Genomic DNA, 25,193 nt, shown 5'->3' on the forward strand with positions numbered 1-25,193 from the left:
CCGACCCGATCGACCCGAACAGCGAGGGGCAGTACCGCAGATGACCACCACCGAGTCCCGGCCCACAGGACGCAAACCAGCCCAGCTCGTCGACATGTCCTGGGACCCCATCACCCGGATCATCGGCAACCTGGGGATCTACACGAAGATCGACTTCGCCAACCGGGAAGTCGTGGAGTGCCACAGCACCTCGTCGCTCTTCCGCGGCTATTCGGTGTTCATGAAGGGCAAGGACCCGCGGGACGCCGGCTTCATCACCTCGCGGATCTGCGGCATCTGCGGCGACAACCACACCACCTGCTCCAACTACGCCCAGCAGATGGCCTACGGCGTCAAGCCGCCGAAGCTGGCCGAGCACATCACCAACCTGGGCGAGGCGGCGGAGTACATCTTCGACCACACGATCTTCCAGGACAACCTGGTCTTCGTGGACTTCTGCGAGGCGATGGTCAAGGCGACCAACCCCGGTGTCCTGGCCCGCGCCGAGCGCACCGACGCCCCCCGCGGGGACATCCACGGCTACCGGACCATCGCCGAGATCATGAAGGCCTTCAACCCCTTCGAGGGGGAGGTCTACAAGGAGGCGCTGAAGGTCAGCCGGATCACCCGGGAGATGTTCTGCCTGATGGAGGGGCGGCACGTGCACCCCTCCACGCTGTACCCGGGCGGGGTCGGCACGATGCCGCAGCCGAACACCTTCACCGACTACCTCAGCCGCCTGATGCGCGTCATCGACTTCATCAAGAAGGCGGTGGCGATGAACGACGACGTCTTCGACTTCTTCTACGAGGCGCTGCCCGGCTACGAGGAGGTCGGCAAGCGCCGCATCCTGCTGGGCTGCTGGGGCGCCTTCCAGAACCCGGACGTGGTCGACTACCGGTACGCGACGATGAACGAGTGGGGCAAGGCGATGTACGTCACCCCGGGCATCATCGTGGACGGCAAGCTGGTCACCAACAACCTCATCGACATCAACCTCGGCCTGCGCATCATGCTGGGCAGCTCGTTCTACGAGGACTGGGTCAACGAGGACCCCTTCGTCACCCACGACCCGCTCGGCAACCCGGTCGACATGCGCCACCCGTGGAACCAGACCACCGTGCCGGTGCCGCAGAAGCGGGACTTCGAGGGCAACTACAGCTGGGTGATGAGCCCGCGCTGGTTCCATCAGGAGACGGGTGACCACCTCGCCCTGGACACCGGTGGCGGCCCCCTGGCCCGGCTCTGGTCGACCGCCCTGAGCGGCCTGGTCGACACGCCGTACGTCAAGACGACCGGCGGCGGTATCCGCATCACCCTGCCCAAGGGCGAGAAGCTGCCGGAGACCACCCTGGAGTGGCGCATCCCGAAGTGGAGCAACACCCTGGAACGGGACCGCGCCCGGCCGTACTTCATCGCCTACGCCGCCGCCATGGCCCTGCAGTTCCTGGAGGAGGCCATGGGCATGCTCCGGAGCGGCGAGACGAAGGTGTACGAGAACTTCGAGGTGCCGGACGAGTCGATCGGCTGCGGCTTCCACGAGGCCGTGCGCGGCGTCCTCTCGCACCACCTGGTGATCCGGGACAAGAAGATCGCCAACTACCACCCGTACCCGCCCACCCCGTGGAACGCCAGCCCCCGCGACATCTACGGCACCCCGGGCCCGTACGAGGACGCCGTCCAGGGCCAGCCGATCTTCGAGGAGAACGGGCCCGACGACTTCAAGGGCGTCGACATCATGCGCACGGTCCGCAGCTTCGACCCCTGTCTGCCGTGCGGCGTCCACATGTACATGGGCAAGGGCAAGACCCTGACCACCGTGCACTCGCCGACGTACGGAGCCGACCATGGCTGACACCGCCGTACGGCTGGCGGACCCGGCGGTGGAGGCGCGGCTCGCCCGTCTCGACGAGGTGCTCGCCCAACTGGAGTCCGCTCCCGGACCGGCCATGGAGGCGGTGCGGCTGCTGACCGAGGTCTACGGCGAGGCCCTCGCCCGGGTGCTGGACCACGCGGAGCAGCCGCTGCGCGAGACGCTGGCGGAGGACGAGTTGCTCGCTCACCTGCTGGTGCTGCACGACATCCACCCCGAGCCGCCGGAGCGCCGGGCCGAGCGCGCGGTCGACAAGCTGCGGCCGGCGGTGCGTGAACGCGGCGGCGACCTGGTCTGGGCCGGCGTCGAAGGGCAGGTGGCCCGGGTCCGGCTGGACAGCGGCGGCGGCTGCGGTTCGGGGTGCGGTGGCGGATCGGCGGGCGTCGTCGACGCCGTGCGGGCCGCCGTCCTCGCCGTGGCCCCGGAGCTGGAGGCGGTCGAGGCGGTCACCGAGGAGCGCAAGGCGGCTCCGGCTTTCGTACCGCTGAGCACGATCCGGCGCCGGGCGCTGCCCGAGGAGGCGCGGTGAGGGTGGACGGGGCGCTCGCCCGGGTGATCCGCTCCACTGCCGGCCGCGCCGAGTCGGCGGCGGCCGAGCGCTGCGAGCTGTGCGCCGCCGACGTGGGCGAGGAGCACCCCCACCTGTACGACACCGGCGCCGCCGAGGTGCGGTGCGTGTGCCGGCCCTGCTCGGTGCTGTTCGCCGACGACGGGGCGGGCGAGGGTCGCTACCGGCTGGTGCCCCGGCGCCGGCTGCGCCTGCCCCCGGTCGACACCGGGGTGCTGGGTGTGCCGGTCGGGCTGGTGTTCTTCGTGCCGCGCGCCGACGGCACGGTCACCGCGCAGGGACCGAGTCCGGCCGGGGCCATGCGCTGGGAGGTGGACGCGGCGGCCTGGCGGCGGCTGGTCGCCGCGGTACCGCAGCTGGCCACCATGGTGCCGGATGTGGAGGCGCTGCTGGTGAACACCGTCCGCGGACTCGACGAACACTGGATCGTGCCGGTCGACGACTGCTTCCGGATGACCGCCCTGGTCCGTCGCGAGTGGCAGGGCCTGTCCGGTGGCGGCCGGGTCTGGCCGGCCGTAGAACAGTTCTTCGGGGAGCTGACCGAGCGGTCGTGAGGACCGGAAGGAGATCGGACATGGGAAGCATCCGGGTGGGCCGGCCCCAGGCCAGGCCCGACACCCCCTCCCACGTGCGCGGACTGCACCAGGGCAACAGGGGTCCGTACCAGCACCAGACCGGACACCACCAGGACGGCACCTCCGACGCGCGCCGCTCCACCGGTGTCCACTGGAAACGGCATGACGCCCTGGTGAAGGACATGCCGAACATCTCACCGGGATGAGAGAGCGGAAGTGACGCCATGAAGGCCTGGAACGCGATGAACACAGCCGAGCGGGAAGGAACCGTGCGGCGGGGTCTGTCGGGACGGCAGCTGCTCGCGGCGCAGGGTGCGCTGGCGGGTGGCGTGGTCGCGGCCCTGATCGTCAAGGAACTCCCGGGCATCGTGCGGGAGTTGCGGATCTACCGGATGACCGGGGGGCTGCGCGCCCGCCGCCGCTACCCCTGAGGCCGGCGTGCACGAGCTGTCGATCGCGACCGCGATCGTGGAGCAGGCCGGACAGATCGCGCGCGCGGACGGCGCCGACGGTGTCGTGTCGGTGACCGTCCGTGTGGGAGAGCTGGCGGGTGTGGTGCCGGACGCGCTGCACTTCGCCTTCGAGGTGGCCCGCGACGGTACGGCCCTCGCGGCGGCCCGGCTCGTGGTGGAGCAGGTGCCCGCGCACGCCTGGTGCGGGGAGTGTGCCGAGGAGTTCGCGGTCGGCATGCCCCCGTTCTTCTGGTGCCCGCGCTGCGACCGGCCGTCCCGGGAGCTGCGCAGGGGACGCGAGCTGGAGATCACCGGCGTCGAAACCTGAGCCGTGGGACGCGATCGGCCCCGCCGTCACGGCGGGGCCGATGTCCGTCCGGGGACGGGTCAGCAGATGCGCGGCAGCTGCTCGCCCAGCGGGAGGTCGAGCACCCGGGTGCCGCCGAGTCCGGTGGCGACGACCACCATGCCCGGGTGGTCGGCCACGCACTCGCCGATCAGGGCGGCTCCGGCGCCCTGCGGGTGGGCGTGCATGGCCGCCAGCACGGCGTCGGCGTGCTCGGCGGGTACGAAGGCGACGAGCCGGCCCTCGTTGGCGACGTACAGCGGGTCCAGGCCGAGGAAGCCGCAGGCGTTCGCGACCTCGTCGGGGACCGGCAGGGCCCGCTCGCGCAGCCGGACACCGGTGCCGGAGGCGCGGGCGATCTCGTTGAGGGACGCGCCGAGGCCGCCGCGGGTGGGGTCGCGCAGGACGTGGATGTCCTTGGTGACGGCCAGCATGGTGGCCACGAGGTCCGCCAGGGGTGCGGTGTCGGAGGCGATCTCCACCCCGAACTCCAGGCCCTCGCGCACGCTCATGACCGCCACTCCGTGCAGGCCGATGGGCCCGCTGACGATGACGGCGTCGCCCGGCCGGGCCCGCTGCGGGCGGATGTCGACGCCGTCGGGCACGAGACCGACGCCCGCGGTGGTGATGTAGACGCCGTCGCCGTGCCCGGACTCCACGACCTTGGTGTCGCCGGTGGCGACGGTGACGCCCGCCGCCTCGGCCGCCGCGCCGACGGCCCGCGCGACGCGTTCCACGACGGCCAGTTCCACGCCCTCTTCGAGGATGAAGGCGGTGGAGAGGTAGGCGGGCCGGGCGCCGCTCATCGCGAGGTCGTTGACGGTGCCGTTGACGGCCAGGTCGCCGACGCTGCCGCCGGGGAAGAACAGCGGCCTCACGACGTAGGAGTCGGTGGAGAAGGCCAGCCGGGTGCCGCCGAGGCCCAGGACGGCGGAGTCGGTGAGGGCGGCGAGGGTGGGGTTGCCGTAGGCGGGCGCGAAGACCTGCTCGATCAGTTCGGCGGACAGGGCCCCGCCGCCGCCGTGGCCCATGACGACGACCGGCTGGTCGCGCAGGGGGGCGGGGCAGGTCCAGTTCGCGGGGTCGACGACCGGTCCGGTCGCCTCCACCGCTTCGGTGGCGAGTTCAGCCAACGGGGTTCATCTCCTCGCGGGGGACACGGGATCCCTGCCGGGCCGGGCCGTCGGTCATGCGGCGGTAGAGGTAGTAGGCGGCGCAGGCGCCCTCGCTGGAGACCATGGTGGCGCCGAGCGGGGTGCGCGGGGTGCAGGCCGTACCGAACGCCTCGCACTCGGTCGGCTTGATCAGCCCCTGCAGGACCTCGCCGGCCCGGCACACGGCGGGCTCCTCGGTGCGGATGCCGGTGACGTCGAAGCGGTGTTCGGCGTCGTAGGCGCGGAAGGCGTCGGTCAGCCGCCAGCCGCTGGCCGGGATGGGGCCGATGCCGCGCCAGTTGCGGTCGGCGACCTCGAACACCTCCTCCAGCATGCGCAGGGCCGCCGGGTTGCCCTGGTCGCGTACGGCCCTGGGGTAGGCGTTCTCCACCCGGTGCTCGCCGCGTTCCAGCTGGTGGACGGCGCGGCGGATGCCCTCCAGGATGTCGAGCGGTTCGAAGCCCGTCACCACGATCGGCACGCGGTGCTTCGCGGCCAGGTCCGGGTACTCGGCGGTGCCCATCACGCTGCACACGTGGCCGGCGGCGAGGAAGCCCTGCACCCGGCAGCGGGGGGCCGTCATGATGGCCTCGATCGCCGGGGGGACGCGGACGTGGGACACCAGCAGGCTGAAGTTGTCCAGGCCGAGACGGCGGGCCTGGTGCACGGCCATGGCGTTGGCGGGCGCGGTCGTCTCGAAGCCGATCGCGAAGAACACGACCTGGCGGCCGGGGTTCTTGCGGGCGAGGTCGAGTGCGTCGAGCGGTGAGTACACCACGCGGACGTCGCCGCCCTCGCCCTTGACGCGGAACAGGTCGCGGTCGGTGCCCGGCACGCGCAGCATGTCACCGAAGGAGCAGAAGATCACGTCGGGGCGGGCGGCGATCTCCAGGGCCTTGTCGATGACCTCCAGCGGGGTCACGCACACCGGGCAGCCGGGACCGTGGATCAACTCCACCTGTTCCGGCAGGAGTTGGTCGATGCCGTGGCGGATGATGGAGTGCGTCTGGCCGCCGCAGACCTCCATCAGCGCCCAGGGCCGGGTGACGGTGGCGCTGATCTCGTCCAGCAGCCGGCGGGCCAGTGCGGGGTCGTTGAACTCGTCGATGTACTTCATCGGACGTCACTTCCGTTCTCCTGCCGGGCGGCCTGTTCCCAGGCGTCGCCGAACTCTTCCTCGAGCAGCCCCAGTTGCTCGAACAGTTCCAGGGACGCCCGGGCCGATTCCTCGTCGAGGCGCTGCAGCGCGAATCCGACGTGGACGATGACGTACTCCCCCACCTGCACGTCGGGCAGGTACTCCAGGCATGCCTGTTTCTGCACTCCGCCGAAGTCGATCAGCCCGGTGAGGGGGTCGGCGCTCTGGTCGATGGACACGACCTTGCCGGGCACTGCCAGACACATGGGTCACTCCGTCTCGTGGTGGTGGGCTGTTCCTGCGACCATCAGCTGGCCGAGTGCCAGTCCCCCGTCGTTCGGGGGGACCTCGCCGTGCCGCAGGACCGTGAAGCCGTCCCGGGTGAGCAGGGCGGCGCACTCCTGCTCCAGCAGGGCGTTGGCGAAGACGCCTCCGGTGAGGGCGACGGTGGCCAGGCCGGTCGCGGTGCGGGCGCGGCGGCAGATCTCCGTGACGGCCCGTGCGACTCCGCGGTGGAAGCGGGCCGCGAGGACCGGGACGGGAGTGCCGCGGGCCTGGTCGTGCAGGAGGGCGGTCAGCATCGGCGCGGGGTCGCAGCCGAGGCTGTCCCCGCCGCGGAGGCCGAAGGGGTACGCCCCGGTGTCCGAGCCGCCGGCTTCCAGCGCGGCCGCCTCCAGTTCCGCCGCGGCCTGCGCCTCGTAGCCCGCCCGGTGGCACACGCCCACGAGTGAGGACACCGCGTCGAAGAGCCGGCCCATGCTGGAGGTCGGCACACAGGCCACGTGGCGTTCCAGCTGCCGCCGCAGGACCGCGCGTTCGGTGTCCGAGCAGGCGGTGACGCTCGGCAGCCCCGGCGTCCAGGGCAGCCCCGCAGCCCACAGCCGGGCGAGCGCCAGCCGGCAGGGGTTGGCCACGCCGGCGTCGCCGCCCGGCAGCGGGGCGGGGACCAGGTGGGCGAAGCGCCGGTACCGGGCGTAGTCGGCGAGCAGGACCTCCCCGCCCCACACCGTGCCGTCGTCGCCGTGGCCGGTGCCGTCGAAGGCGACGCCGATCACGGGGGTGGTGCCGTCGAGGCCGTGTTCGGCCATCGCCGAGGCGATGTGGGCGTGGTGGTGCTGGACGAGCACCGGTGCGCGCAGCCCCAGTCCGGTGGCCCGGGCGCGGGCGCGCCGTGCCGAGTGGTAGCCGGGGTGCCGGTCGGCCGCCACCTGTCGCGGGGTGACGCCGGTGAGGCGGGCCAGGTGCCGTTCGGCCCGCTCGGCGGCCTTCAGCGTGGCGAGTTGGCCCATGTCGCCGATGTGCGGGCCGAGCCAGGCGTGCTCGCCCTCGCCCAGGCAGAACACGTTCTTGAGGTCTCCGCCGACGGCGAGCGTGGGGCGCACCGGGCGCGGCAGGCGCAGGGGGCGGGGGACGTATCCGCGGGAGCGGCGCAGCACCTGTTCGGTGCCGTCGGGGCGGATCCGGAGCAGGGAGTCGTCGCAGAAGGCGGCGATGGGCCGGTCGTGGCCGAGCCAGGCGTCGGCGAGCCCGGCCAGCCGGGTCAGTGCCTCGGCGTCGTCGGTGACGATGGGCTCACCGGAGCGGTTGCCGCTGGTCATGACCAGTGTCCGGGGGCCGGGGGGATCACCGGGGAGTCCGAACAGCAGGGTGTGCAGCGGGGTGTAGGGCAGCAGCAGGCCGATGTACGGGCTGCCGGGACAGACCTGGTCGGCGAGGCGGAGGCCGTCCGGGGGTGTGCGGCGGCGCAGGAGGACGATGGGGCGGCGGGCGGAGGTGAGGGCGGCGCGTTCCGTGTCGGAGAGGAGGGCGATCCGCTCGGCTGTGGCCAGGTCGGCGCACATCACCGCGAACGCCTTGCCACCCCGCTCCTTGCGCTCGCGCAGCGCGCCCACCGCCCTGGGATCGGTGGCATCGCAGGCCAGGTGGTAGCCGCCGACGCCCTTGACGGCGACGATCCGCCCGGCGGCGAGCAGTGCCCGCGCCGTGGCGAGGGCCTCCGCGTCCCGGGCCGGGCGGATCCCGAGGCCTTCTGCCGGGGTGAGGGCGAGGCGCGGGCCGCAGTCGGGGCAGGCGACGGGCTGGGCGTGGAAGCGCCGGTCGGCCGGGTCGCCGTACTCGTGGGCGCAGGCGGGGCACAGGGGGAAGCCGGCCATGGTGGTGGCCGCCCGGTCGTAGGGCATGCCGGTGGCGATGGTGAAGCGCGGGCCGCAGTGGGTGCAGGTGGCGAAGGGGTGACGGTGGCGGCGGTCGCCGGGGGAGGCCACCTCGCTTAGGCAGTCGGCGCAGGTCGCGGTGTCGGGCGGGAGCTGGGTGCGCCCCGCGGCCCGCTCGGTGGAGCGGATGGTGAACGGGCCGCTGTCGCCGGTGGCGGGCAGAGGGACGCCCTCGACGGCGGTGACGGTGGCCAGGGGCGGCGGCGAAGCGGCCAGCTCCGCGCAGAAGCGGTCCACCTCGTCCGCCGGGCCCTCGATCTCGATGAGCACGCCGTCGCCGGTGTTGCCGACGAATCCGCTCAGGCCGATCGCGGCGGCGAGGCGGTGCACGTACGGGCGGAAGCCGACGCCCTGGACGGTCCCGCGCACGGTGAGCCGACGGCGGACCAGGCCGGTTGCGGGGGCGGTCATGCTACGGGTGCCGCCGGGGCGTCGTGGTGGTGACCGTGCGGGTGCGGGGCGAGGGGCGGCCGGTGCGCGGGGGCGCCGTCGCGGGCGGCGAGGCAACGCTCCAGCAGGGTGCCGACGCCGGCGCCGGTGCGGGCGCAGGAACGGACGATCTCCACGCCCGGGTTGACCCGGTGCACGTTCTCCCGGAACAGGCTCTCGTCGAATCCGGCCGGCACGGCGAGGTCGGTCTTGGTGACGACGACGAGATGGGCGGAGCCGAACGCGGTGGGGTACTTCAGCGGCTTGTCCTCGCCCTCGGTGACGGCCATCAGTACGATCCGCAGGGTCTCCCCGAGGTCGTAGGAGGCCGGGCAGACCAGGTTGCCGACGTTCTCCACGAACAGGACGGAGGTCTCCTGCGGCAGCCAGTCCTCGAGCCTGGCCCGCACCTGGCGGGCCTCCAGGTGGCACAGGCCGTCGGTGAGCAGTTGCCGGACGGGGGCGCCGGAGCGGGCCAGCCGGGTGGCGTCGTTCTCGGTGGCGAGGTCGGCGGTGAGGGCGGCCACCGGGACGCCCTGTTCCATCGCGCGGGCCAGGACCCGGCCGAGCAGTTCGGTCTTGCCGCTGCCGGGACTGGACAGGAGGTTGACCACGGTCACGCCCTGCGCGGCCAGCTCGCCGCGCAGGGTCGCGGCCAGGCCGTCGTTCTTCGCCAGGACGGCCTGTCTGACGTCGGACCCGCACATGGGCACCGCTCCTCGGATGTGTGACGGAGCCGGGTCGCCTTCCGTACGGCCCGGGGTCTCACCGATCTTCGGCGCCGCCGGGTGCGGTGCCGGGCAGCGCAGCCGAGCGCGGGGTCCCGGATTCCATCGGGTGGCCCAACGGGGGCAGCGGTGCGGCGGGATCCTCCAGCAGGGCGGGCAGCAGCACGTGCAGCGCGTCCACGGCCCGGCCGACCGCTTCGCGCACCGTCGCGCTGAGTCCCGGCAGCAGGTCGTCGTCGCTCGGCAGGACGGCGGGTTCGCAGGCCAGGACGAGGACTCTGGGCAGTGGCTCGTCGCCCAGGTGGGTGGCCAGGGCCAGCACCTTCACCGGGTCCATGCCGTGGGCCTCGGGCGGGACGGTGCCGTCGGGGGGTTCGGCCTCGATCAGGGAGAGCGTGCCGGGGCGGTGACCGCGCGGGGCCGCGTCGACCAGGACGGCGGTCGCGTAGCCGGACAGCAGGTCGTAGGCGAGGTCCATGCCGCGGATGCCGTAGTCGCGGACCCGTACCCCGGGCGGCAGGGGGCGGTCTTCGAGGGCGCGGATCACTTCGGGGCCGAAGGCGTCGTCGGCGAGGAAGATGTTGCCGACGCCGGCCACCAGCAGCCGCGGCGTCACCGGAGGTCTCCGCCGACTGGGGCGAGGGGCCGGTGGGAGCCGCCCGGCGTCTTGCGGACGAAGGCGGAGCGCAGGACGTGGTAGGGGGCCTCGGGGTCGAAGAAGAGGGTGTGCATACGGGCCAGTTCGTCCTCCCGGTAGCGGGCGAGGGGCCGGTGCCGTTCGTCGGCCGTGCGGGCGGCGGCCTTTTCGGCGATCAGGCGGTCCAGCCCGGCGGTGGCGGCGAGGTCGGTGGCCAGCCGGCCGGCCTCGGCCGCGAAGTCCTGGGGTGTGGCGGGCACCAGCCGGTCCACGAGCCCGATCCGCCGGGCGGTCGCCGCGCTGGCCGGCAGCGCCTCGGCGGTCAGCCGGCCGGCCCGCTCCGTGCCGACGCGGCGCGGCAGGGTGTAGGTCCAGAACTCCGAGCCGTACAGGCCCATCCGGCGGTAGTGCGGATTGAGGACGACGCCGGTGCGGCACCACACCTGGTCGGCGGCGAGGGCGAGCATGGCGCCGCCGGCCGCGGCGTTGCCGGCGAGCGCGGCCACCACCAGCCGGTCGGTGGTGCGCAGCACGGCCTCGACCAGGTCGTCCATCGCGTTGAGGTTGGCCCAGGACTCCTGGGCCGGGTCGGGGGCCGCCTCGATGACGTTGAGGTGGATGCCGTTGGAGAAGAAGTCCCGCGGCCCGCCGAGGACGAGGACGCGGGTGGGCCGGCTGAGCGCCTCCTGGTAGGCGGCGAGCAGTCGGCGGCACTGGCCGGTGCTCATCGCGCCGCCCGGGAAGGAGAAGGAGAGGAAGCCGACGTCGCCCTGCTGCCGGTAGCGGATGTCGGTCCAGGTGCGCCGGTCGGGCGGCAGTTCCAGCGGGGCGGGGTCCTCGGGGAGCCCGTGACCGGGGTGCCAGGAGGCGAGTACGCAGGCGGCCGGCCGGCGGAAGGGTGCGGGGTCGCCGGAGTTCTTGCGGGGGCGCAGTTCCGGGATCCAGACGGCGCCGTCGCGGGTGGCGCGGCAGACGGCGCCGACGCGCTGGGCGAGCAGGGCGCCGGGACGGCCGCGCCACCGGTCTTCGGGGTGGCCGCCGTGCAGGAACACCTCGTGGCCGAGGAGTTCGTCCAGGACGCCGGGCTGGGAGTCGGCGCCGCGCAGCTTGCTCAGGACCGTCTCGGTGTCGTCCTGTTCCCAGTCGATCCGCCGCTGTTGCTGCCGGACGACGTCGCGCCGGACGACGGTGACCGACTCGTCGGTCTGCGCCAGCGGCTTGTGGGCGCCTTCGGCGTAGCGCCTTACGGCGGTCATGACGGCGGTGACGGCGGCGTCGGACGCCTCGTTGCGGTACAGGTCGCTCTTGCCGACGGGCGGGACGGGGAACGGCTCGGCCGCCCAGATCGGGCCCGCGTCCATGACCGCCTCGGCCTGGAGCACGGTCACGCCCCACCGCTCCGCCCGGCCGGAGACGGCCCGGTCCAGCGAGGAGGGTCCGCGGTCGCCCGGCGGGCCGGGGTGGACGATCAGGCAGGTGTGTTCCCGCCACACGTCCTCGGGCAGCGCCGTCTTGAGCATCGGCGCGACGATCAGGTCCGGGCGCACCTCGCGCACGGCCGCCCGGACCGGGTCGGGGCCGTGCGCGGCCAGGACGACGTCCACCTGGTGCCCGTGGTCCGACAGTTCGGCGTACAGGCGCTGGGAGAGGCTGTTGAACGCGCTCGCGACGAGCAAGATGTCCATGACAGGGCATGCTCGTCCTTCTTGGGTGCGCCGTGAAGAACCGCGTCGGCGTTTCGCCGGCACCGGCCGGGTGTCTTCCTCCATCCGGATCGCATGGCACAGGTCCTGGAACGCCTGGAGGTCCCTCTTTACGAGGACGGGCAGAGTGCCAGGTGGTCGGGGTGGCCGTGCTCGCCGAGGTAGCCCTCTCCGACGGTGGTGACGGCGCCTGGGGGAAGAGTGGCGCAGGGGCCGGTTGCCCCGTCCTGGTAGGCCACGGAAACGCTCACGGTGTCCGCGCAGTTGTTGGCGGCGGTGGTGTAGCGCCAGCTCTCGTACATCGCCACGCAGGCCGGGGCGGGCTCGGATGCATCGCTCTGGGCGGCGGCCGGCGATGCGACAGCCAGAGGCCACATCAAGGCTGTGAAGACTGACGCAGACACCGCGATCCCTTTTATTCGAAAATACACCGTTAAACTCCTCGCTCAGCCGAATAGGTATGTAAACACGAGCACCTGATGGTCACTCACGCGTTCAAGACGTGAAGCTTCCATACGTGAAGGGGTGGCGTACAGAGAAGGCGCGCACATTCGGCCAGCCGTGCGCTTGCAAGCGCCCGAGCGCAGCACCAGTGCAAGCGTGCCCACAATGCGGGGCGCGAGAGATGAGGCTTCAACCATTTCAGTGGCTCCGGGCCGCCCCATACCGGTCCTACGAGGTTGCACGCGCCGACGGCTGACCCCTCGGGACGTGAGCCTGCAAGCACTTCGCCGTCGGGCTCAGCAGCAGTTTGGCCGGTAACCACACTCCAGGCGCGCCAGGCACAGCCTGCGAAGCGTGCAAGACAGGATGCGTAGGGTGAGGCAAGCGGGGCACACGGTTCAGCGGATCCGGCGTGTGCCTCCCTCAACTGCAGTGACTGCGGCGGGGTGTGCGCTCTTGCGTCGCGAGGTCCCGCAACAAATCGCCTGTGCAGAGAGGGTGTCGCTGTGTTGCTGCCTGCCGAGAAGGAGCTCCGTGCGGTGCTGGCCCGGTTCGCCGAGGCCCGATTCCGTCATGATCTGCAGCCCACCGGCCGCTCCAGCCGGGAACTGGAGGACACGGTGTACACGCTGTGCGTGATGACCGGCACGCGGACGGTGGACGAGGCGCTCGTCGCTGCCGACGCCCTGCTGGAACGCCTGCGAGCAGCCCGGGAAACGGTCACCGGCACGCCGCAGGTTCTGGCCGCCTGACCCCTCGCCCTCTCCCTGCCCGGCCCGTCGCCTTCTCCCCCGGCGACGGGCCGGAGTCTTTTTCGATGATCGCAGGTGGGTGGGTCCCCTTGAGCGTGCCGCGGGTCTCCCTCAGGACCCGCGGACGTGTCTCACAGCTGACGGGCGAGGGTCACCCTTGGTGGCCGCGGAGGACGAACATCGCGCGGGCCTCGACCTCGACCTCGCTGCCGCCTTTGATCAGCGGCCGGTACTCGACGTAGGGGATGGCCGTGTCCACCTCCACCGCCCACCAGGGGCCGAGCTCTTCCGGCACGACGAAGGTGAGGGGCTGGCTGTGGGCGTTGAACAGCAGCAGGAACGAGTCGTCCTCCACCCGCAGCCCGCGCAGGTCGGGTTCGGTGATGGCCTTGCCGTTGAGGTGGACCATCAAGGACCGGGCGAACCCGGTCTCCCAGTCCCGGTCGGTCATCTCCTGCCCGGCGGGGGTGAACCAGGAGATGTCCTTCTCCCCCGTCCGCGTTCCCTGCGGAACCCGTCCCTTGAAGAACCGGCGACGGCGGAAGACGGGGTGCTCGCGGCGCAGGGTGATCAGCCGGCGGGTGAAGTCGAGCAGTTCGCCTCCCTCGGCGGCCTCCGCCCAGTCGATCCAGGTCAGTTCGTTGTCCTGGCAGTAGGCATTGTTGTTGCCGTGCTGGCTGCGGCCGAGCTCGTCACCGTGCAGCAGCATGGGCACGCCCTGGGAGAGCAGCAGGGTGGCCAGCAGGTTGCGCTGCTGACGGGCGCGCAGGGCGAGGACGCCCCGGTCGCGGGTGGGGCCTTCCGCACCGCAGTTCCAGGAGCGGTTGTGGCTCTCTCCGTCGCGGTTGTCCTCCCCGTTGGCCTCGTTGTGCTTGTCGTTGTACGACACGAGGTCGCGCAGGGTGAAGCCGTCATGGGCGGTGACGAAGTTGACCGAGGCGTAGGGCCGGCGGCCGTCGCTCTGGTACAGGTCGGAGGAGCCCGTCAGGCGGGAGGCGAACTCGCCCAGGGTGCCGCCCTCGCCCCGCCAGAAGTCGCGGACCGTGTCACGGTACATGCCGTTCCATTCGGTCCACAGCGGCGGGAAGTTGCCGACCTGGTAGCCGCCGTCACCCACGTCCCACGGTTCGGCGATGAGCTTCACCTGCGAGATGACCGGGTCCTGCTGGACGAGGTCGAAGAACGACGACAGCCGGTCCACCTCGTGGAACTGCCGGGCGAGTGTGGCGGCGAGGTCGAAGCGGAAGCCGTCGACATGCATCTCGGTGACCCAGTACCGCAGCGAGTCCATGATCAGCTGGAGTGTGTGCGGATGGTTCATGCGCAGGCTGTTGCCGGTGCCGGTGGTGTCCCAGTAGTACCGCGGGTCCTGCTCGGAGAGGCGGTAGTAGGCCGCGTTGTCCAGGCCCCGCAGCGACAGCACGGGCCCGAGGTGGTTCCCCTCGGCGGTGTGGTTGTAGACGACGTCGAGGATGACCTCGATGCCGGCCTCGTGCAGCGTCTTGACCATCGCGCGGAACTCCTGCACCTGCTCGCCCCGCTGACCGGAGGAGCAGTAGGCGTTGTGCGGCGCGAAGAAGCCGAGGGTGTTGTACCCCCAGTAGTTCGACAGGCCCTTCTCGACCAGTGCGTGGTCCTGGACGAACTGGTGGACCGGCATCAGCTCCACCGCGGTGACACCGAGCTTGACGAAGTAGTCGACCATCGCCGGGTGCGCCAGCGCGGCGTATGTGCCACGCATCGCCTCCGGTATCGCCGGGTGCGTCCTGGTCATGCCCTTCACGTGGGCTTCGTAGACGACGGTCTCGTGGTACGGCGTCCGTGGCGGATGGTCGCTGCCCCAGTCGAAGTACGGGTTCACCACCACCGACTTCGGGACGTACGGCGCGGAGTCCAGGTCGTTGCGCCGGCCGGTGTCGCCGAAGTGGTACGGGAACAGCGCCTCGTCCCACCGCACGTCGCCCTCGATCGCCTTGGCGTAGGGGTCGAGCAGCAGCTTGCTCGGGTTGCAGCGCTCGCCGCGCTCCGGCCGGTAGGGGCCGTGCACCCTGAATCCGTAGCGTCGGCCCGGGCCGACGTCCGGCAGGTAGATGTGGTGGACGAAGCCGTCCACCTCCTTGAGCTCGACGCGCTCCTCGGTGCCGCCCTCGTCGAAGAGACACAGCTCGACCCGGTCCGCCACTTCGGAGAAGACGGCGAAGTTCGTCCCCGCGCCGTCGAAGGTGGCACCCAACGGCGACATGTGGCCCGGTCGCGGACCCACCTCGGTGCTCTCCTGCCATATACGCACAGCCAAGCCCCTCCCCGACGCGGCCGTGCGGCGGCCGCACACCTGTTCCGTTCCCGTGTGCCCCTGTCCTCGGTGAACATGCGCGACGCCGGCGCGTCGAGGACGGGGGGGGTGCCGCCCGGGAGCAGGTGCAATGAATCCGGGCCGCGATCGAGCGTGCACGGTGCGATGTCCGACTGCGTAACGAGGGCGACTGCGCCATCGGTGGCGAGAAAGCAACCCTCTGGAAGGTCAAGAGGTGGCCAATTCGTGGCAATGCGTGGTTCCATGTGCGCCGCTAAATGATCATGAGCGGTCCTGCCGCCCGAGTCTTCGGTGGGCTGCGGACCGCGACCGTAGGGAGCACACATGAGACCCACCTGGCGCGCCGGTGGCATAGCCCTGGTGACCACTGGGGCACTCCTCCTGTCCACACCGAACGTGGCCGTTGCGACAGCCTCGGCCGGCCCGGCGGCGGATACCGAGGTCGAGCAAGCAGTCTCCGGGCTGCTGAAGGCGGTCGACGAGCTCGAGCGCCATCCGATCAAGGAGGCCGAGAGCGTGGAGGCCGCCCTGACCGCGGCCAAGGTGCAGGATCGCAGGGTCGAAGTCCTGCAGATGCGTACGGAGACCGACACCGTCTTCGCCAACCCCGACGGCACGCTCACCCGCGAAACCGCCGCGGCCCCCGTCAGGATGCTCAAGGACGGACGCTGGTCGGACATCGATGTCACCTTCCAGCGTGAAGCGGACGGCGACGTCGTCTCCAAGGCCCACCCCGTGGGACTGAGACTGGCAGGCGGGGGTGGCACCCCGGCCGCCTCACTGCGCAGCGCGGCGGCGGCGCCTCGCCAGAAGGCGCGCGACCTGGTCGCCCTGGGGGACGGCGACAAGGAGATCGCCGTCCAGTGGAAGGGTGGCTTGCCCGCCCCTCGGCTGTCGGCGAACGTGGCCACGTACGAAGGGGCGGTGCCCGGCGGGGATCTGGTCGTCGAGGCCACCCGTACCGGATTCGAACAGTACCTCAAGTTGCGGGAGAAGCCCCAGGGCGACGCCCCGCTCGTCCTTCCGGTCGTGCTGCCCGAGGGGATGACCGCGAAGGCCGGCGCGCATGGGGGCGTCGACTTCACGGATGGTTCCGGGGAAACCGTCGCCACCATGCCCGCGCCGACCATGTGGGACAGCCAGGTCGACCCCCGGTCCGGCGAGCATGTCAACAGCAAGAGAGTCGCCATGTCGGTGACCCAGTCCGGCACCACCATGGAACTCACCCTGCGTCCGGACGCGGCGTGGCTGGGCGACGCCGGCACGAAGTACCCGGTGATGATCGACCCTGCGACGGACGCTCTCGACGTCCTCTTCGACACCTTCGTCCAAGGCGGTGACACCACGGACCAGTCCGCCAGCACCGACCTGAAGGTGGGCTGGCCCGGTGACTACGAGGGGACCACGAAGCGCGTCGCGCGTTCCTTCATGACGTTCCGCACCGCGAACTTCGCCGACGCACTGGTCTCGAAGGCGACGCTGAAGCTGTGGAACTACCACTCGTGGTCCTGCGAGAGCCGCGGCTGGGAAGTGTGGGCCGCGGATGCCGCCGACACGAGCACACGCTGGACCAAGCAGCCGGCGATGAGGGAGAAGATCGCCACTTCCTCCGAGACGAAGTCGGCCGGCTGCGGCAACGAGGGCTGGGTCACGGCCGACATCACCAAGCTCGCCCAGACCTGGGCGTCCGCGCAGGCAGAGAGCGGTTCCCTCGCTCTCAAGGCGGCCGACGAGTCCGACACCTTCGGCTGGAAGCGCTTCTACTCCGCCAACGCCGTCAACGGGGATCAGATCCCGACGCTGGAAGTCACCTACAACTACCGTCCCTACAACGGGGTGAACCTGCAGGCCGGTCCCCCCTTCCTCTCCTCGGGCGGCATCTTCAAGGTCGCCACCACGACGCCGATCCTCAGGTTCTCCACCGTGGACGCCAACGGCGAGGACGAGGTGATCGGCACGTACGAGATCACCGACACGACGACCGGCGCCGTGGTCACCACGGTCAACGCGTCACCGGTCCCGGCCAACAGCACCTCGCAGGTGAAGGTGCCGGCGGGCAAACTCGTCTCGGGCAGGACGTACAGCTTCCGCACCACCACGTACGACGGCACTCACTACGCCAACGGCTGGTCCGATCCGATCCGGTTCACCGTCGACACCTCGTGGAAGCCGACGGCGGCCGAGACCGCCCTCGGTCTGGCGAACACCTACTCCGACGCCGCGGACGTCACCGCCGCCACGTCCTCGGATGCCTCCTACGCCTCCATCGCGGTGACGGAGGAGAACGTCGTGGCCGTCCCCTGGGACGGCAAGAACAACGCCATCGACGTCCAGAACGTCCTCATGCCCAACAAGCTGAGCATCCCCGAGGCCGGCACCAGGGGCACTCAGGTGGGAGGCAACGTCGTCTACACCTCGGACGGTGCGGTCGACACCGTGGTGCAGCCGACCGTGGACGGCGGTTCCCGCACGCTGAACATCCTCAAGAACAGCACGGCACCGCACGACTACGAGACCGGGTTCACCATTCCGGCCGGCATGAAGGCCGTGACCCATGACGACGGCTCGGTCTCGCTCTACGCGGAGGGAGACGACAACGCCGAGCAGGCCCCTGCCACGGACGCCGCCGGCTTCTTCGACGCCCCGTGGGCCAAGGACGCCAACGGCAACGACGTACCGACCAGCTACCAGGTCGTGGGCAACAAGCTGGTGCAGCACGTCGAGTTCGACGCGAACAGCGCGTTCCCGATCGTGATCGATCCCTCCTGGTGGTCGACCACGAAGAAGATCGCCAAATGCGCTGTGGCGATCGCCGGCTTCATCTTCACGTTCACTCCTGCCGGCAGCTCCAAGCGTGTCCTGACCGCCGTGAAGCTGGTGAAGAAGATCGGCGTGAAGAAGACCGCGAAGCTGATCCAGACCTACGCCAAGCGGCGCAAGATGACCTCGGCCCATCGCAAGGCGGTGGCCGCTCTGCTCGGCATCCCTGCTCTGAAGAAGGCATGCAACTTCTGATGCGGAGGGAACAATGATCGCCCTGGCGGTGGCCCTCGCGGAGATCGCGATGATCCTGACGCAGCGCGTACGGAAGCCCTCAGGGCCTGAGAAACCCTCACCGTGGCCGTACATGGCGGTGGGACTGGGGGCCTGCGCGATCGGCTGGCTCGCAGTCGGCAGGCCGGGCTTCGACTACGGCGAGCTGTGTCTGGCGCTCGTCTGCGGGGTGATCCTCACCGCGGAAGCCGCGCTCGCGGCCGGGAGCCTGATGGGACGGCCCTGGGCGGCCTGGGCGACAGCCGGTATCGGTGGTGCGGCCGCCGCGACGTGGCTGCTGTCCGAACCCTGGCCTTTCGTGTAGGTCGGACGCAGACAGTTCAGCGCTCCTTTCCCTGCCCCCGTGGGGGTGGGGAAAGGAGCAGTCCGAAGCCGACGGCAGAGCTGCGCGGTAGCGTTCCGGCATGACGTCAGCGCCGTCCCGGTTCCCGCCGTATCCGATCCGTGGCGTACGGGTACTGCATCAGCGGCAGAACTGCGCGCCGCATTTCGCGGAGATCGAGGTGGATTTCGAGCCCGCGGCCGAGGGCTTCGTCTTCGAGGTGGCGCAGGGGCTGACCGTGGACTTCGAACCCGCCGAGGCCCTGTCCCGCTTCTTCGCGGCCACCGCCGTGGGGATCGAGGAGCAGCTGAGCTCGCCCGAACACGGGGTCGTGATCGCCACTCGGGTGGTGCTGCGGCGCGCCCGCGCCGACACGTTCGGCTCTCATGAACTGGCGTTCAAGGTCGCAGGCCACCTCGCTGCCCGGAAGGCGCTGGAACGGGCGGGGTACCCACGACGCTGAAGTGCCGCCCCCTCGTGGTGAGTCGGCGGATTTCACCGCCGTGTGAAGGGCGACAGGCGGTGGCCGTCTCCGTGACGAACGATGTGACCGGCCGTGGGCGGGGCGAAGTGGGTGCCCAGGACGAGCGTGTCCGTGCCGGCGAGGGAAGCGAGCAGGGCACGGCGCGAGGCCTCGGACTGCTGGGGGTCGATGTCGACGCACGCGCCGATGGCGGGGTGGGCGAGCTGGACGGGGTGGTGGATGCAGTCGCCCGTGATCACCGCGGTCCGGCCGTGACTGGTCAGTTGGACGGCGACATGTCCCGGGGTGTGGCCGGGCGTGGGAAGCAGACGCAACCCGGGAACGATGTCGGCGCCGTCGGCGGGGACATCGACCAGGTCGAGGAGCCCTGCCTTCTCCACGGGGAGAACCGAGTCCCGGAACATCTGCGCGCGGGCCTCGTCCATGTCGTAGCCGGCCCAGAACTCCCGCTCGGTGCGGGCGGTCAGGTAGCGGGCGCGAGGGAAGGTCGGCACCCAGTCACCGCCCGCCTGCCGGGTGTTCCAGCCGACGTGGTCGGCGTGCAGATGGGTGAGGATCACCAGGTCGATCGAGTCCGGGGGGAATCCGGCAGCCGCGAGGTTGTGGAGGTAGCCGGTGTTCAGGTCGTGCCAGGCGGGGTTGGCGCGCCGCTTGCCGTTGCCGATGCCGGTGTCGACCAGGATCCGCCGGCCGCCGAGGGTGAAGGCGAAGCTGTGGCTGTCCAGGCGGAGGGTGCCGCGGGCGTCGGCGAAGTGAGGGCGGAGCCAGTCCTGCGCGGCGACGAGGTCGGCCGTGGCGCCGGGCAGGAGCCAGCGGCCGGTGGCGGGCGGCAGGGCGATCTCGTCGATGCGATGGACGGTGACCTCGCCCACGGTCCAGGAGGGGGCGGCGTTCGGGTGGGGGGCGGGTGCGGCGCTCGCCATCGTGCTGTCCTTCGGCTCGTAAAAGCTATTTGTTTGCTTTAAGAGACCGTAGACCCCTACAGTGGGCTAACGCAAACGCTTAGCTTTAACAGCCGGGGCGTGCCCTCCGGCCGCCCGGTCGAGCATCCCCACCCCGCAGTGGGAAGCCCGCTGAAGCCCAGGAAACGGGCAGCCCGCACAGAAGGAAGTTCATGCCCCCCGCACACCTCACACCGTCCGAAGCGGCTGTCTGGGCCGCCCGTGGCGGGCTCACGCTGCCGGCAGACCGCCACGCAGCGGTCGCGGCCACCGCCGATCACATTCACGCCGTCGTCGCCGTCCTGCGCGAGCTGGACTTCGGCGACACCCCGCCCGCCTCCGCCTACCGAGCGGGAGAGGAGACGCACGATGCAGCCGTATGAACTCACGCTGACCGCGGCCGCCGACGCGATCCGCACCCGGCGTCTGTCCCCCGTCGAGCTGACCGACTCCGTCCTGGAGCGCATCGCGCAGAGAGAACCGGACCTTCAGGCCTATGTGACCGTCGCCGCCGAGCACGCACGCAGCGCCGCGCGGGACGCCGAACGCGCCCTCGCGGCCGGCCGTCGCCAAGGCCCGCTGCACGGCATCCCCGTGGGCCTCAAAGACCTGATCGACGTCGCGGGTTGGGTCACGGCGGCAGGCTCCCGTGTCCGCGCCGACCACCGGGCGCGCACCGACAGCACGGTCGCCGCCCGACTGGCACAGGCCGGCGCGGTCCTGCTGGGCAAGACCCACACGCACGAGTTCGCCTACGGCCTCATCACCCCGCAGACCCACAACGCCTGGGACACGGGCCGGGTCGCCGGCGGGTCCAGCGGCGGATCCGCCGTCGCCGTCGCCGCCGGCATGGCCACCTTCGCCCTGGGCACCGACACCGGCGGATCCATCAGAGTGCCCGCCGCGCTCAACGGCGTGGTCGGCCTCAAACCGACGTACGGCCTCCTCCCCCGCCACGGCGTGACATCGCTGTCCTGGTCGCTGGACCACGTCGGCCCCCTCACACGCACCGTCGAGGACGCGGCCCTCGTCCTCAATGCCCTGGCCGGGCACGACCCGCGCGATCCCGCCTCCCTGTCCGCACCGGCCAAGGACTACCGGCCGCGGGCGGACACGGACCTGACCGGGCTGCGCGTCGGCGTACCGCGCACCTACTACTTCGACCGTGTCCACCCCGAGACCGAAGACGCCGTCCGCCGCGCCATCGAACAGCTCCGGGACCTCGGCGCCCGCCTCGTCGAGGTGGAGATCCCCATGACGCGCTACATCCAGGCCACCCAGTGGGGCCTGATGGTGCCCGAGGCCACCGCCTACCACGAGAACACCCTCCGCACGGTCCCCGACCTCTACCAGGCCGACGTCCGCGTCCTCCTCGAAGCCGGCGCACTGATGACCGCCGGTGACTACCTGCGGGCCCAGCGCTCCCGCACCCTCATGCGGCAGGAATGGGCCCGGCTGCTCAAGGAGGTCGACCTCATCGCCGCTCCCAGCGTGCCGACCACCGCCGTCAGAGCCGGGCAGGAGACGATCACCTGGGCCGACGGCACCGTCGAAAGCGTCTCCGACGCGTACGTACGCCTCTCCGCCCCCGCCAACATCACCGGAACGCCGTCCCTGTCCCTGCCCGTGGGGCACGACAGCGCAGGACTGCCGATCGGCATGCAGCTGCTGGGACGGCCACTCGAAGAGGAGGTGCTCCTCCGGGTCGGCCACGCCTACGAGCTGACCCGGCCCGTCTCCGCCCTCGCACCAGCCGCGTGATCCGCCGGCGGGAGCCCCCGACGACGGGCCCTCGCCGGCCGGTCGAGCCGGGCGGGCAGCGCCGGCCACACAACCGCCAGAGGCAAACCATTCGCTTTAAGATGGGTCCCCATGAGCAGGCAGATGGTACGACCCGGCGGACGGAGCGCCCGCGTCCAGGCGTCGGTCCACGCCGCCGTACGCGAACTCGCCTCGGAAGTGGGCCGCGACGCCCTGACCGTACCGATGATCGCGCAGCGCGCGGGCGTCACACCGTCGACCGTCTACCGCCGCTGGGGAGACCTGCAGGAACTGCTCTCCGACGTAGCGGTCGAGCACCTGCGTCCCGAGACGGCGCCCGCGGACCACGGCAGTCTGTCGGCCGATCTCACGGCCTGGGCCGAACAGTTCCTCGACGAGATGTCCTCCCCCGCCGGCCGCGCCTACATCCGCGACGCCCTACTCGGTGACCCCGACGGCAGCAATGCCGGCCAGTGCTCCGCCTACGCCGCCCAGCAGATCGATCTCGTCCTCACTCGCGCCCGGGAACGCGGGGAGGAGACTCCCGACACCGAGACCGTCGTCGATCGCGTCGTCGCCCCCCTCATGTACCGCATCCTCTTCCGCCCCCAGGAACTCGGCGCCTCCTACGCACGCCGCCTCGTCGGCACACTGCTCGGCTCCACGTCTCCATGACCGCGTAGCGTCGACGCAGCTCCGGTGTGATCGCATCAGCGTGCGGAAGGCTTACGGTTTGTGGGTCACCCAGAGCAGTTCCGCCGGCCAGCGGTGTCCCCAGTCGGGTGGGTCGGTCTCGTTGTAGCCGTTGGGTGTTCCGGGTTCGGGACGCGGCTCGATGAGGTCGTCGATGACGAGACCCGCGCCGCGCAGGACCCTGACCCAGTCGCCGTAGGTGAGCTGGTAGCTGGTCGCGTCGCCGCCTTCGGCGATGGTGTCCAGCCCGAAGTAGTCCTTCTGCAGCGTCGTCGTCGCGCGGCCGGCGGCTTCGTCGTAGCAGACTTCGAACCATGGGCTGGCGATGTTGAACACCAGCCGCCCGCCTGGGCGCAGGACGCGCGCGGCCTGCGGGACGGCCAGGTGCGGGGGCGCCCAGCTGAGCCCACCGAAGTCGCAGAACACCAGGTCGAAGCTGTCGGAGGCGAAGGGCAGCCGTTCCGCGGCGCCCTGCACCAGCGGAAAGCGGGCCGCGCCCATCGCGCGGGCCGCTGCGGTGAGTTGGGCTTCGGACAGGTCCAGCCCGACCACGGTGGCGCCCTCCGCGGCGAGCGCCCTGGACCACTGGCCCGCGCCGCAGCCCAGTTCGAGGACGCGTTTGCCGGTGACGTCGCCCAGGGCGTTCAGGTGCGCGTCGGGAATGGAGTACATGCCCCACAGCCGGGGTGCGGCCCCGATCTGCGGGTCGTGTTCGCGCTGGTAGGCGCTGCTGATCTGGTTCCAGAGCCGCCGGTTGGCGGGGATGCTGTCCACGCGCCGACTCCAGCATTCCCGGCCGGGAACGGTCAACAGGATTAGGGCACCGGCCGGCCCTCGCCCCCGTGCCGCCCTGGATCGGCACACGGCCCGCCGGACGAACCGGGGCGGCCTCAGTCTTCCAGACGGACGGGCATCAGGATGGAGAAGGTGTCCTCGTCGTCGGGTCGGCGGATCCCGATCGGCGCTGTGGGGGCGCCGAGTTCCAGGATCAGCTCGTCCCGGGCGCCGGCGGCCAGGGCGTCCAGCAGGAACTCACGGTTGACGGCGACCCGGTTCGGGTCCTCGTCGCCGTCGGCGCAGACGACCACCGTGCCCTCGTCGTCCACCCTGAGCACGCTGAGCCGGGGCGCTCCGGCCTCCGTGGTACGCACCGGACCGGCTTCCAGGGCCCTGCGGAAGGCCGCCACGTCGACGACGGCGCGGCGCCCTGTGGCCTGCGGGAGGAGACGGCGATAGTCGGGAAATTCGTGGTCGAGGCACTGACCGGCGGCTTGCCTGTCCCCGGCGTCCAGGGTGACGCGGTCACCGTCCACGGAGAGCCGCACGGGTCCCTCGCCCTCCAGCAGCGCCCGCATCGCGTCGGCGAGCGGGGTGGGCACGATGACCCGCACCGGGCTCACGTCCTGCCCGGCGGCACGGACCTGTGCGACAGCCATGCGGTACCGGTCGGTGGCCGCGAAGCGGAGGATCTCGCCCTCGATGTCGAACAGGATCCCGCCGAGCATCGGCAGCTCGGGGTCGGTGCTCACCGCGAAACGGACCGTGTCCAGAGCGGCGGCCAACTCGGTGGCCGGGGTGGACAACTGAGCGGTGGTGAGGCGGAGGGACGTCATGCCGTTCTCCCGGTGATCGAGTAGGGCTCGGAGCGCGGAGAACTCGCTGCGGGCGTCGGACAGTCCCTTTTCGAGGCGGCTCAGGTGGGTCGTGAGCAGTGTGCGGACCAGATCGGTGTCCGGGCCGGACCAGCCGGCCAGCATCAGCCGGATGTCCGGCAACGGCATCCCGGCCCGGCGCAAGCGGGCCAGGACACGGGCCTCTTCCAGCTGCTCCGGGGCGTACCAGCGGTATCCGCTCACCGGATCCACCCAGGCCGGGACCAGCACCCCGGCACGGTCGTAGAACCGCAGGGTGCTCACCCCCAGACCGCTGTCGGCGGCCAACTCGCCGATGCTGCGCATGTCGTTCTCCACACCGACACTCTGGGCCCTGCACAAGGTCGAGGGTCAACCCGGGCTGCGGGATGGTGGTCCTGTCCTCGTCACGACACCGTTTCCTGTGCGTCAACGCGTGATACATCCGGCTCTCACCGATCATGGAAGCCGGAAGAGCAAACGGACCAGCGCGAACCATCGTCAGGGCACGCAGCCGAAACAGAGCGTGCCTACGGTCACGGCATGACTTTGGACCCCGCCCTCATCGAGAGCAGCTTCGCCGTCGTCGAACCCAACGGTGCCCGCGTCACGAAGTACTTCTACGAGCATCTCTTCGCCAACAACCCAGGGGTGAGGCACCTGTTCGCCTCACACATGGAAGAGCAGGAGGACCGGCTCTGGACGGCCCTCGGCGGCCTCGTGGCCAACCTCCACGACACCGAGACGGTCACCCGCATCCTGCGCGGCCTCGGCGCACGGCACGTCGGCTACGGCGCGTTGCCCGAGCACTTCCCGGCGGTCGGGGCCAGTCTGCTCGCCACCCTGCAGCACTTCGCGGGCGAGGCGTGGACACCGCAGGTCGAGGAGTCGTGGACTGCGTTGTACGGAGTGATCAGCGCGACCATGGGCGAAGCAATGGCCACCCGAACGACCGGGTGACACCGGCTTGTCGTCCCGGCAGGGACGTGCCGGGCACGGCGT

The 25,193-nt window shown here is 71.1% G+C and carries 26 protein-coding genes; 14 read left to right on the forward strand and 12 right to left on the reverse strand.

Going from position 1 to position 25,193, the window contains the following annotated elements; genetic code table 11:
* The first annotated feature begins 40 nt into the window (after nt 1–40).
* The 6 genes from ACF1AL_RS34145 to hypA are packed head-to-tail and all read left to right on the forward strand — an operon-like array spanning nt 41 to nt 3,775.
* A complete protein-coding gene (locus ACF1AL_RS34145; RefSeq protein ID WP_384210122.1) occupies nt 41–1,834 on the forward strand; it encodes a nickel-dependent hydrogenase large subunit in 1,794 nt (597 codons plus the stop codon).
* Nucleotides 1,827–2,381, forward strand: coding sequence for a NifU family protein (locus tag ACF1AL_RS34150; RefSeq protein WP_384210120.1), 555 nt, complete (start codon nt 1,827–1,829; stop codon nt 2,379–2,381). The genes ACF1AL_RS34145 and ACF1AL_RS34150 overlap by 8 nt, the downstream gene beginning before the upstream one ends.
* A complete protein-coding gene (locus ACF1AL_RS34155; protein ID WP_386583928.1) occupies nt 2,378–2,974 on the forward strand; it encodes a DUF5947 family protein in 597 nt (198 codons plus the stop codon). The genes ACF1AL_RS34150 and ACF1AL_RS34155 overlap by 4 nt, the downstream gene beginning before the upstream one ends.
* A gap of 20 nt (nt 2,975–2,994) precedes the next feature.
* Nucleotides 2,995–3,201, forward strand: coding sequence for a hypothetical protein (locus ACF1AL_RS34160; RefSeq protein WP_391698988.1), 207 nt, complete (start codon nt 2,995–2,997; stop codon nt 3,199–3,201).
* Nucleotides 3,202–3,219: 18 nt separating this feature from the next.
* Nucleotides 3,220–3,426 carry a hypothetical protein gene (locus ACF1AL_RS34165; protein WP_384210112.1) on the forward strand — a complete coding sequence of 69 codons (207 nt, stop codon included), beginning with the start codon at nt 3,220–3,222 and terminating at the stop codon, nt 3,424–3,426.
* Nucleotides 3,427–3,433: 7 nt separating this feature from the next.
* Nucleotides 3,434–3,775, forward strand: a complete 342-nt coding sequence (hypA, locus tag ACF1AL_RS34170; RefSeq protein WP_366839540.1) for a hydrogenase maturation nickel metallochaperone HypA — start codon at nt 3,434–3,436, stop codon at nt 3,773–3,775.
* Nucleotides 3,776–3,834: 59 nt separating this feature from the next.
* Here the strand turns inward: hypA and hypE are convergent, their stop codons facing one another.
* The 8 genes from hypE to ACF1AL_RS34210 form a co-directional block, all read right to left on the reverse strand.
* Nucleotides 3,835–4,926 carry a hydrogenase expression/formation protein HypE gene (gene hypE / locus ACF1AL_RS34175; protein ID WP_386583933.1) on the reverse strand — a complete coding sequence of 364 codons (1,092 nt, stop codon included), beginning with the start codon at nt 4,924–4,926 and terminating at the stop codon, nt 3,835–3,837.
* A complete protein-coding gene (hypD, locus tag ACF1AL_RS34180) occupies nt 4,919–6,064 on the reverse strand; it encodes a hydrogenase formation protein HypD (RefSeq protein WP_391777851.1) in 1,146 nt (381 codons plus the stop codon). The genes hypE and hypD overlap by 8 nt, the downstream gene beginning before the upstream one ends.
* On the reverse strand, nt 6,061–6,351 hold the full coding sequence (locus tag ACF1AL_RS34185) for a HypC/HybG/HupF family hydrogenase formation chaperone (protein WP_366839543.1): 291 nt from the start codon (nt 6,349–6,351) through the stop codon (nt 6,061–6,063). The genes hypD and ACF1AL_RS34185 overlap by 4 nt, the downstream gene beginning before the upstream one ends.
* A 3-nt stretch (nt 6,352–6,354) precedes the next feature.
* Nucleotides 6,355–8,709, reverse strand: coding sequence for a carbamoyltransferase HypF (gene hypF / locus ACF1AL_RS34190; RefSeq protein WP_391777850.1), 2,355 nt, complete (start codon nt 8,707–8,709; stop codon nt 6,355–6,357).
* Complete coding sequence (hypB, locus tag ACF1AL_RS34195; protein WP_391777849.1) at nt 8,706–9,434, reverse strand: hydrogenase nickel incorporation protein HypB; 729 nt, start codon at nt 9,432–9,434, stop codon at nt 8,706–8,708. The genes hypF and hypB overlap by 4 nt, the downstream gene beginning before the upstream one ends.
* A 58-nt stretch (nt 9,435–9,492) precedes the next feature.
* Complete coding sequence (locus tag ACF1AL_RS34200; protein WP_391777848.1) at nt 9,493–10,071, reverse strand: hydrogenase maturation protease; 579 nt, start codon at nt 10,069–10,071, stop codon at nt 9,493–9,495.
* Nucleotides 10,068–11,777 (reverse strand): hydrogenase maturation protein, encoded by a 1,710-nt coding sequence (locus tag ACF1AL_RS34205; RefSeq protein WP_391777847.1) that lies wholly within the window; start codon nt 11,775–11,777, stop codon nt 10,068–10,070. Before ACF1AL_RS34205 ends, ACF1AL_RS34200 begins: the two co-directional genes overlap by 4 nt.
* A 128-nt stretch (nt 11,778–11,905) precedes the next feature.
* Nucleotides 11,906–12,172 carry an alpha-amylase gene (locus ACF1AL_RS34210; RefSeq protein WP_391698975.1) on the reverse strand — a complete coding sequence of 89 codons (267 nt, stop codon included), beginning with the start codon at nt 12,170–12,172 and terminating at the stop codon, nt 11,906–11,908.
* 573 nt (nt 12,173–12,745) lie between these two features.
* Between ACF1AL_RS34210 and ACF1AL_RS34215 the strand changes: the two genes are divergently transcribed.
* The gene (locus ACF1AL_RS34215; protein ID WP_391698973.1) at nt 12,746–12,991 is read left to right on the forward strand and encodes a DUF5133 domain-containing protein; all 246 of its coding nucleotides are present in this window, start codon (nt 12,746–12,748) and stop codon (nt 12,989–12,991) included.
* 151 nt (nt 12,992–13,142) lie between these two features.
* Here the strand turns inward: ACF1AL_RS34215 and glgX are convergent, their stop codons facing one another.
* Nucleotides 13,143–15,233 (reverse strand): glycogen debranching protein GlgX, encoded by a 2,091-nt coding sequence (gene glgX, locus ACF1AL_RS34220; RefSeq protein WP_391777943.1) that lies wholly within the window; start codon nt 15,231–15,233, stop codon nt 13,143–13,145.
* Between the two features lie 396 nt (nt 15,234–15,629).
* Between glgX and ACF1AL_RS34225 the strand changes: the two genes are divergently transcribed.
* From ACF1AL_RS34225 to ACF1AL_RS34235, 3 genes are all read left to right on the forward strand, one after another.
* Nucleotides 15,630–18,320 (forward strand): DNRLRE domain-containing protein, encoded by a 2,691-nt coding sequence (locus ACF1AL_RS34225; RefSeq protein WP_391777846.1) that lies wholly within the window; start codon nt 15,630–15,632, stop codon nt 18,318–18,320.
* Between the two features lie 13 nt (nt 18,321–18,333).
* Entirely contained in the window at nt 18,334–18,663 is a 330-nt protein-coding gene (locus ACF1AL_RS34230; RefSeq protein ID WP_391777845.1) for a hypothetical protein, read from the forward strand.
* A 100-nt stretch (nt 18,664–18,763) separates the two neighbouring features.
* Complete coding sequence (locus ACF1AL_RS34235) at nt 18,764–19,144, forward strand: hypothetical protein (RefSeq protein ID WP_391661144.1); 381 nt, start codon at nt 18,764–18,766, stop codon at nt 19,142–19,144.
* Between the two features lie 32 nt (nt 19,145–19,176).
* Here ACF1AL_RS34235 and ACF1AL_RS34240 read toward each other — a convergent pair whose 3' ends face one another.
* Nucleotides 19,177–20,088 (reverse strand): MBL fold metallo-hydrolase, encoded by a 912-nt coding sequence (locus ACF1AL_RS34240; RefSeq protein WP_391777844.1) that lies wholly within the window; start codon nt 20,086–20,088, stop codon nt 19,177–19,179.
* A 191-nt stretch (nt 20,089–20,279) separates the two neighbouring features.
* Between ACF1AL_RS34240 and ACF1AL_RS34245 the strand changes: the two genes are divergently transcribed.
* The 3 genes from ACF1AL_RS34245 to ACF1AL_RS34255 all read left to right on the forward strand — a co-directional run bounded on the left by ACF1AL_RS34245 (nt 20,280) and on the right by ACF1AL_RS34255 (nt 22,542).
* On the forward strand, nt 20,280–20,489 hold the full coding sequence (locus ACF1AL_RS34245; protein ID WP_391777843.1) for a hypothetical protein: 210 nt from the start codon (nt 20,280–20,282) through the stop codon (nt 20,487–20,489).
* Nucleotides 20,476–21,867 carry an amidase gene (locus ACF1AL_RS34250; RefSeq protein ID WP_391777842.1) on the forward strand — a complete coding sequence of 464 codons (1,392 nt, stop codon included), beginning with the start codon at nt 20,476–20,478 and terminating at the stop codon, nt 21,865–21,867. Before ACF1AL_RS34245 ends, ACF1AL_RS34250 begins: the two co-directional genes overlap by 14 nt.
* Before the next feature lie 111 nt (nt 21,868–21,978).
* A complete protein-coding gene (locus tag ACF1AL_RS34255) occupies nt 21,979–22,542 on the forward strand; it encodes a TetR/AcrR family transcriptional regulator (protein WP_391777841.1) in 564 nt (187 codons plus the stop codon).
* Between the two features lie 51 nt (nt 22,543–22,593).
* Here ACF1AL_RS34255 and ACF1AL_RS34260 read toward each other — a convergent pair whose 3' ends face one another.
* Both ACF1AL_RS34260 and ACF1AL_RS34265 read right to left on the reverse strand, forming a co-directional pair.
* Nucleotides 22,594–23,334 (reverse strand): class I SAM-dependent methyltransferase, encoded by a 741-nt coding sequence (locus ACF1AL_RS34260; RefSeq protein WP_391777840.1) that lies wholly within the window; start codon nt 23,332–23,334, stop codon nt 22,594–22,596.
* Nucleotides 23,335–23,450: 116 nt separating this feature from the next.
* Complete coding sequence (locus ACF1AL_RS34265) at nt 23,451–24,518, reverse strand: MerR family transcriptional regulator (RefSeq protein WP_391777839.1); 1,068 nt, start codon at nt 24,516–24,518, stop codon at nt 23,451–23,453.
* A 216-nt stretch (nt 24,519–24,734) separates the two neighbouring features.
* On the opposite strand from ACF1AL_RS34265, the gene ACF1AL_RS34270 reads away from it, so the two are divergent.
* Nucleotides 24,735–25,151, forward strand: a complete 417-nt coding sequence (locus ACF1AL_RS34270) for a globin domain-containing protein (protein WP_386912528.1) — start codon at nt 24,735–24,737, stop codon at nt 25,149–25,151.
* Nucleotides 25,152–25,193: the final 42 nt, after the last annotated feature.

This window comes from Streptomyces sp. NPDC014801 (assembly GCF_043082085.1).
Lineage (GTDB): Bacteria > Actinomycetota > Actinomycetes > Streptomycetales > Streptomycetaceae > Streptomyces.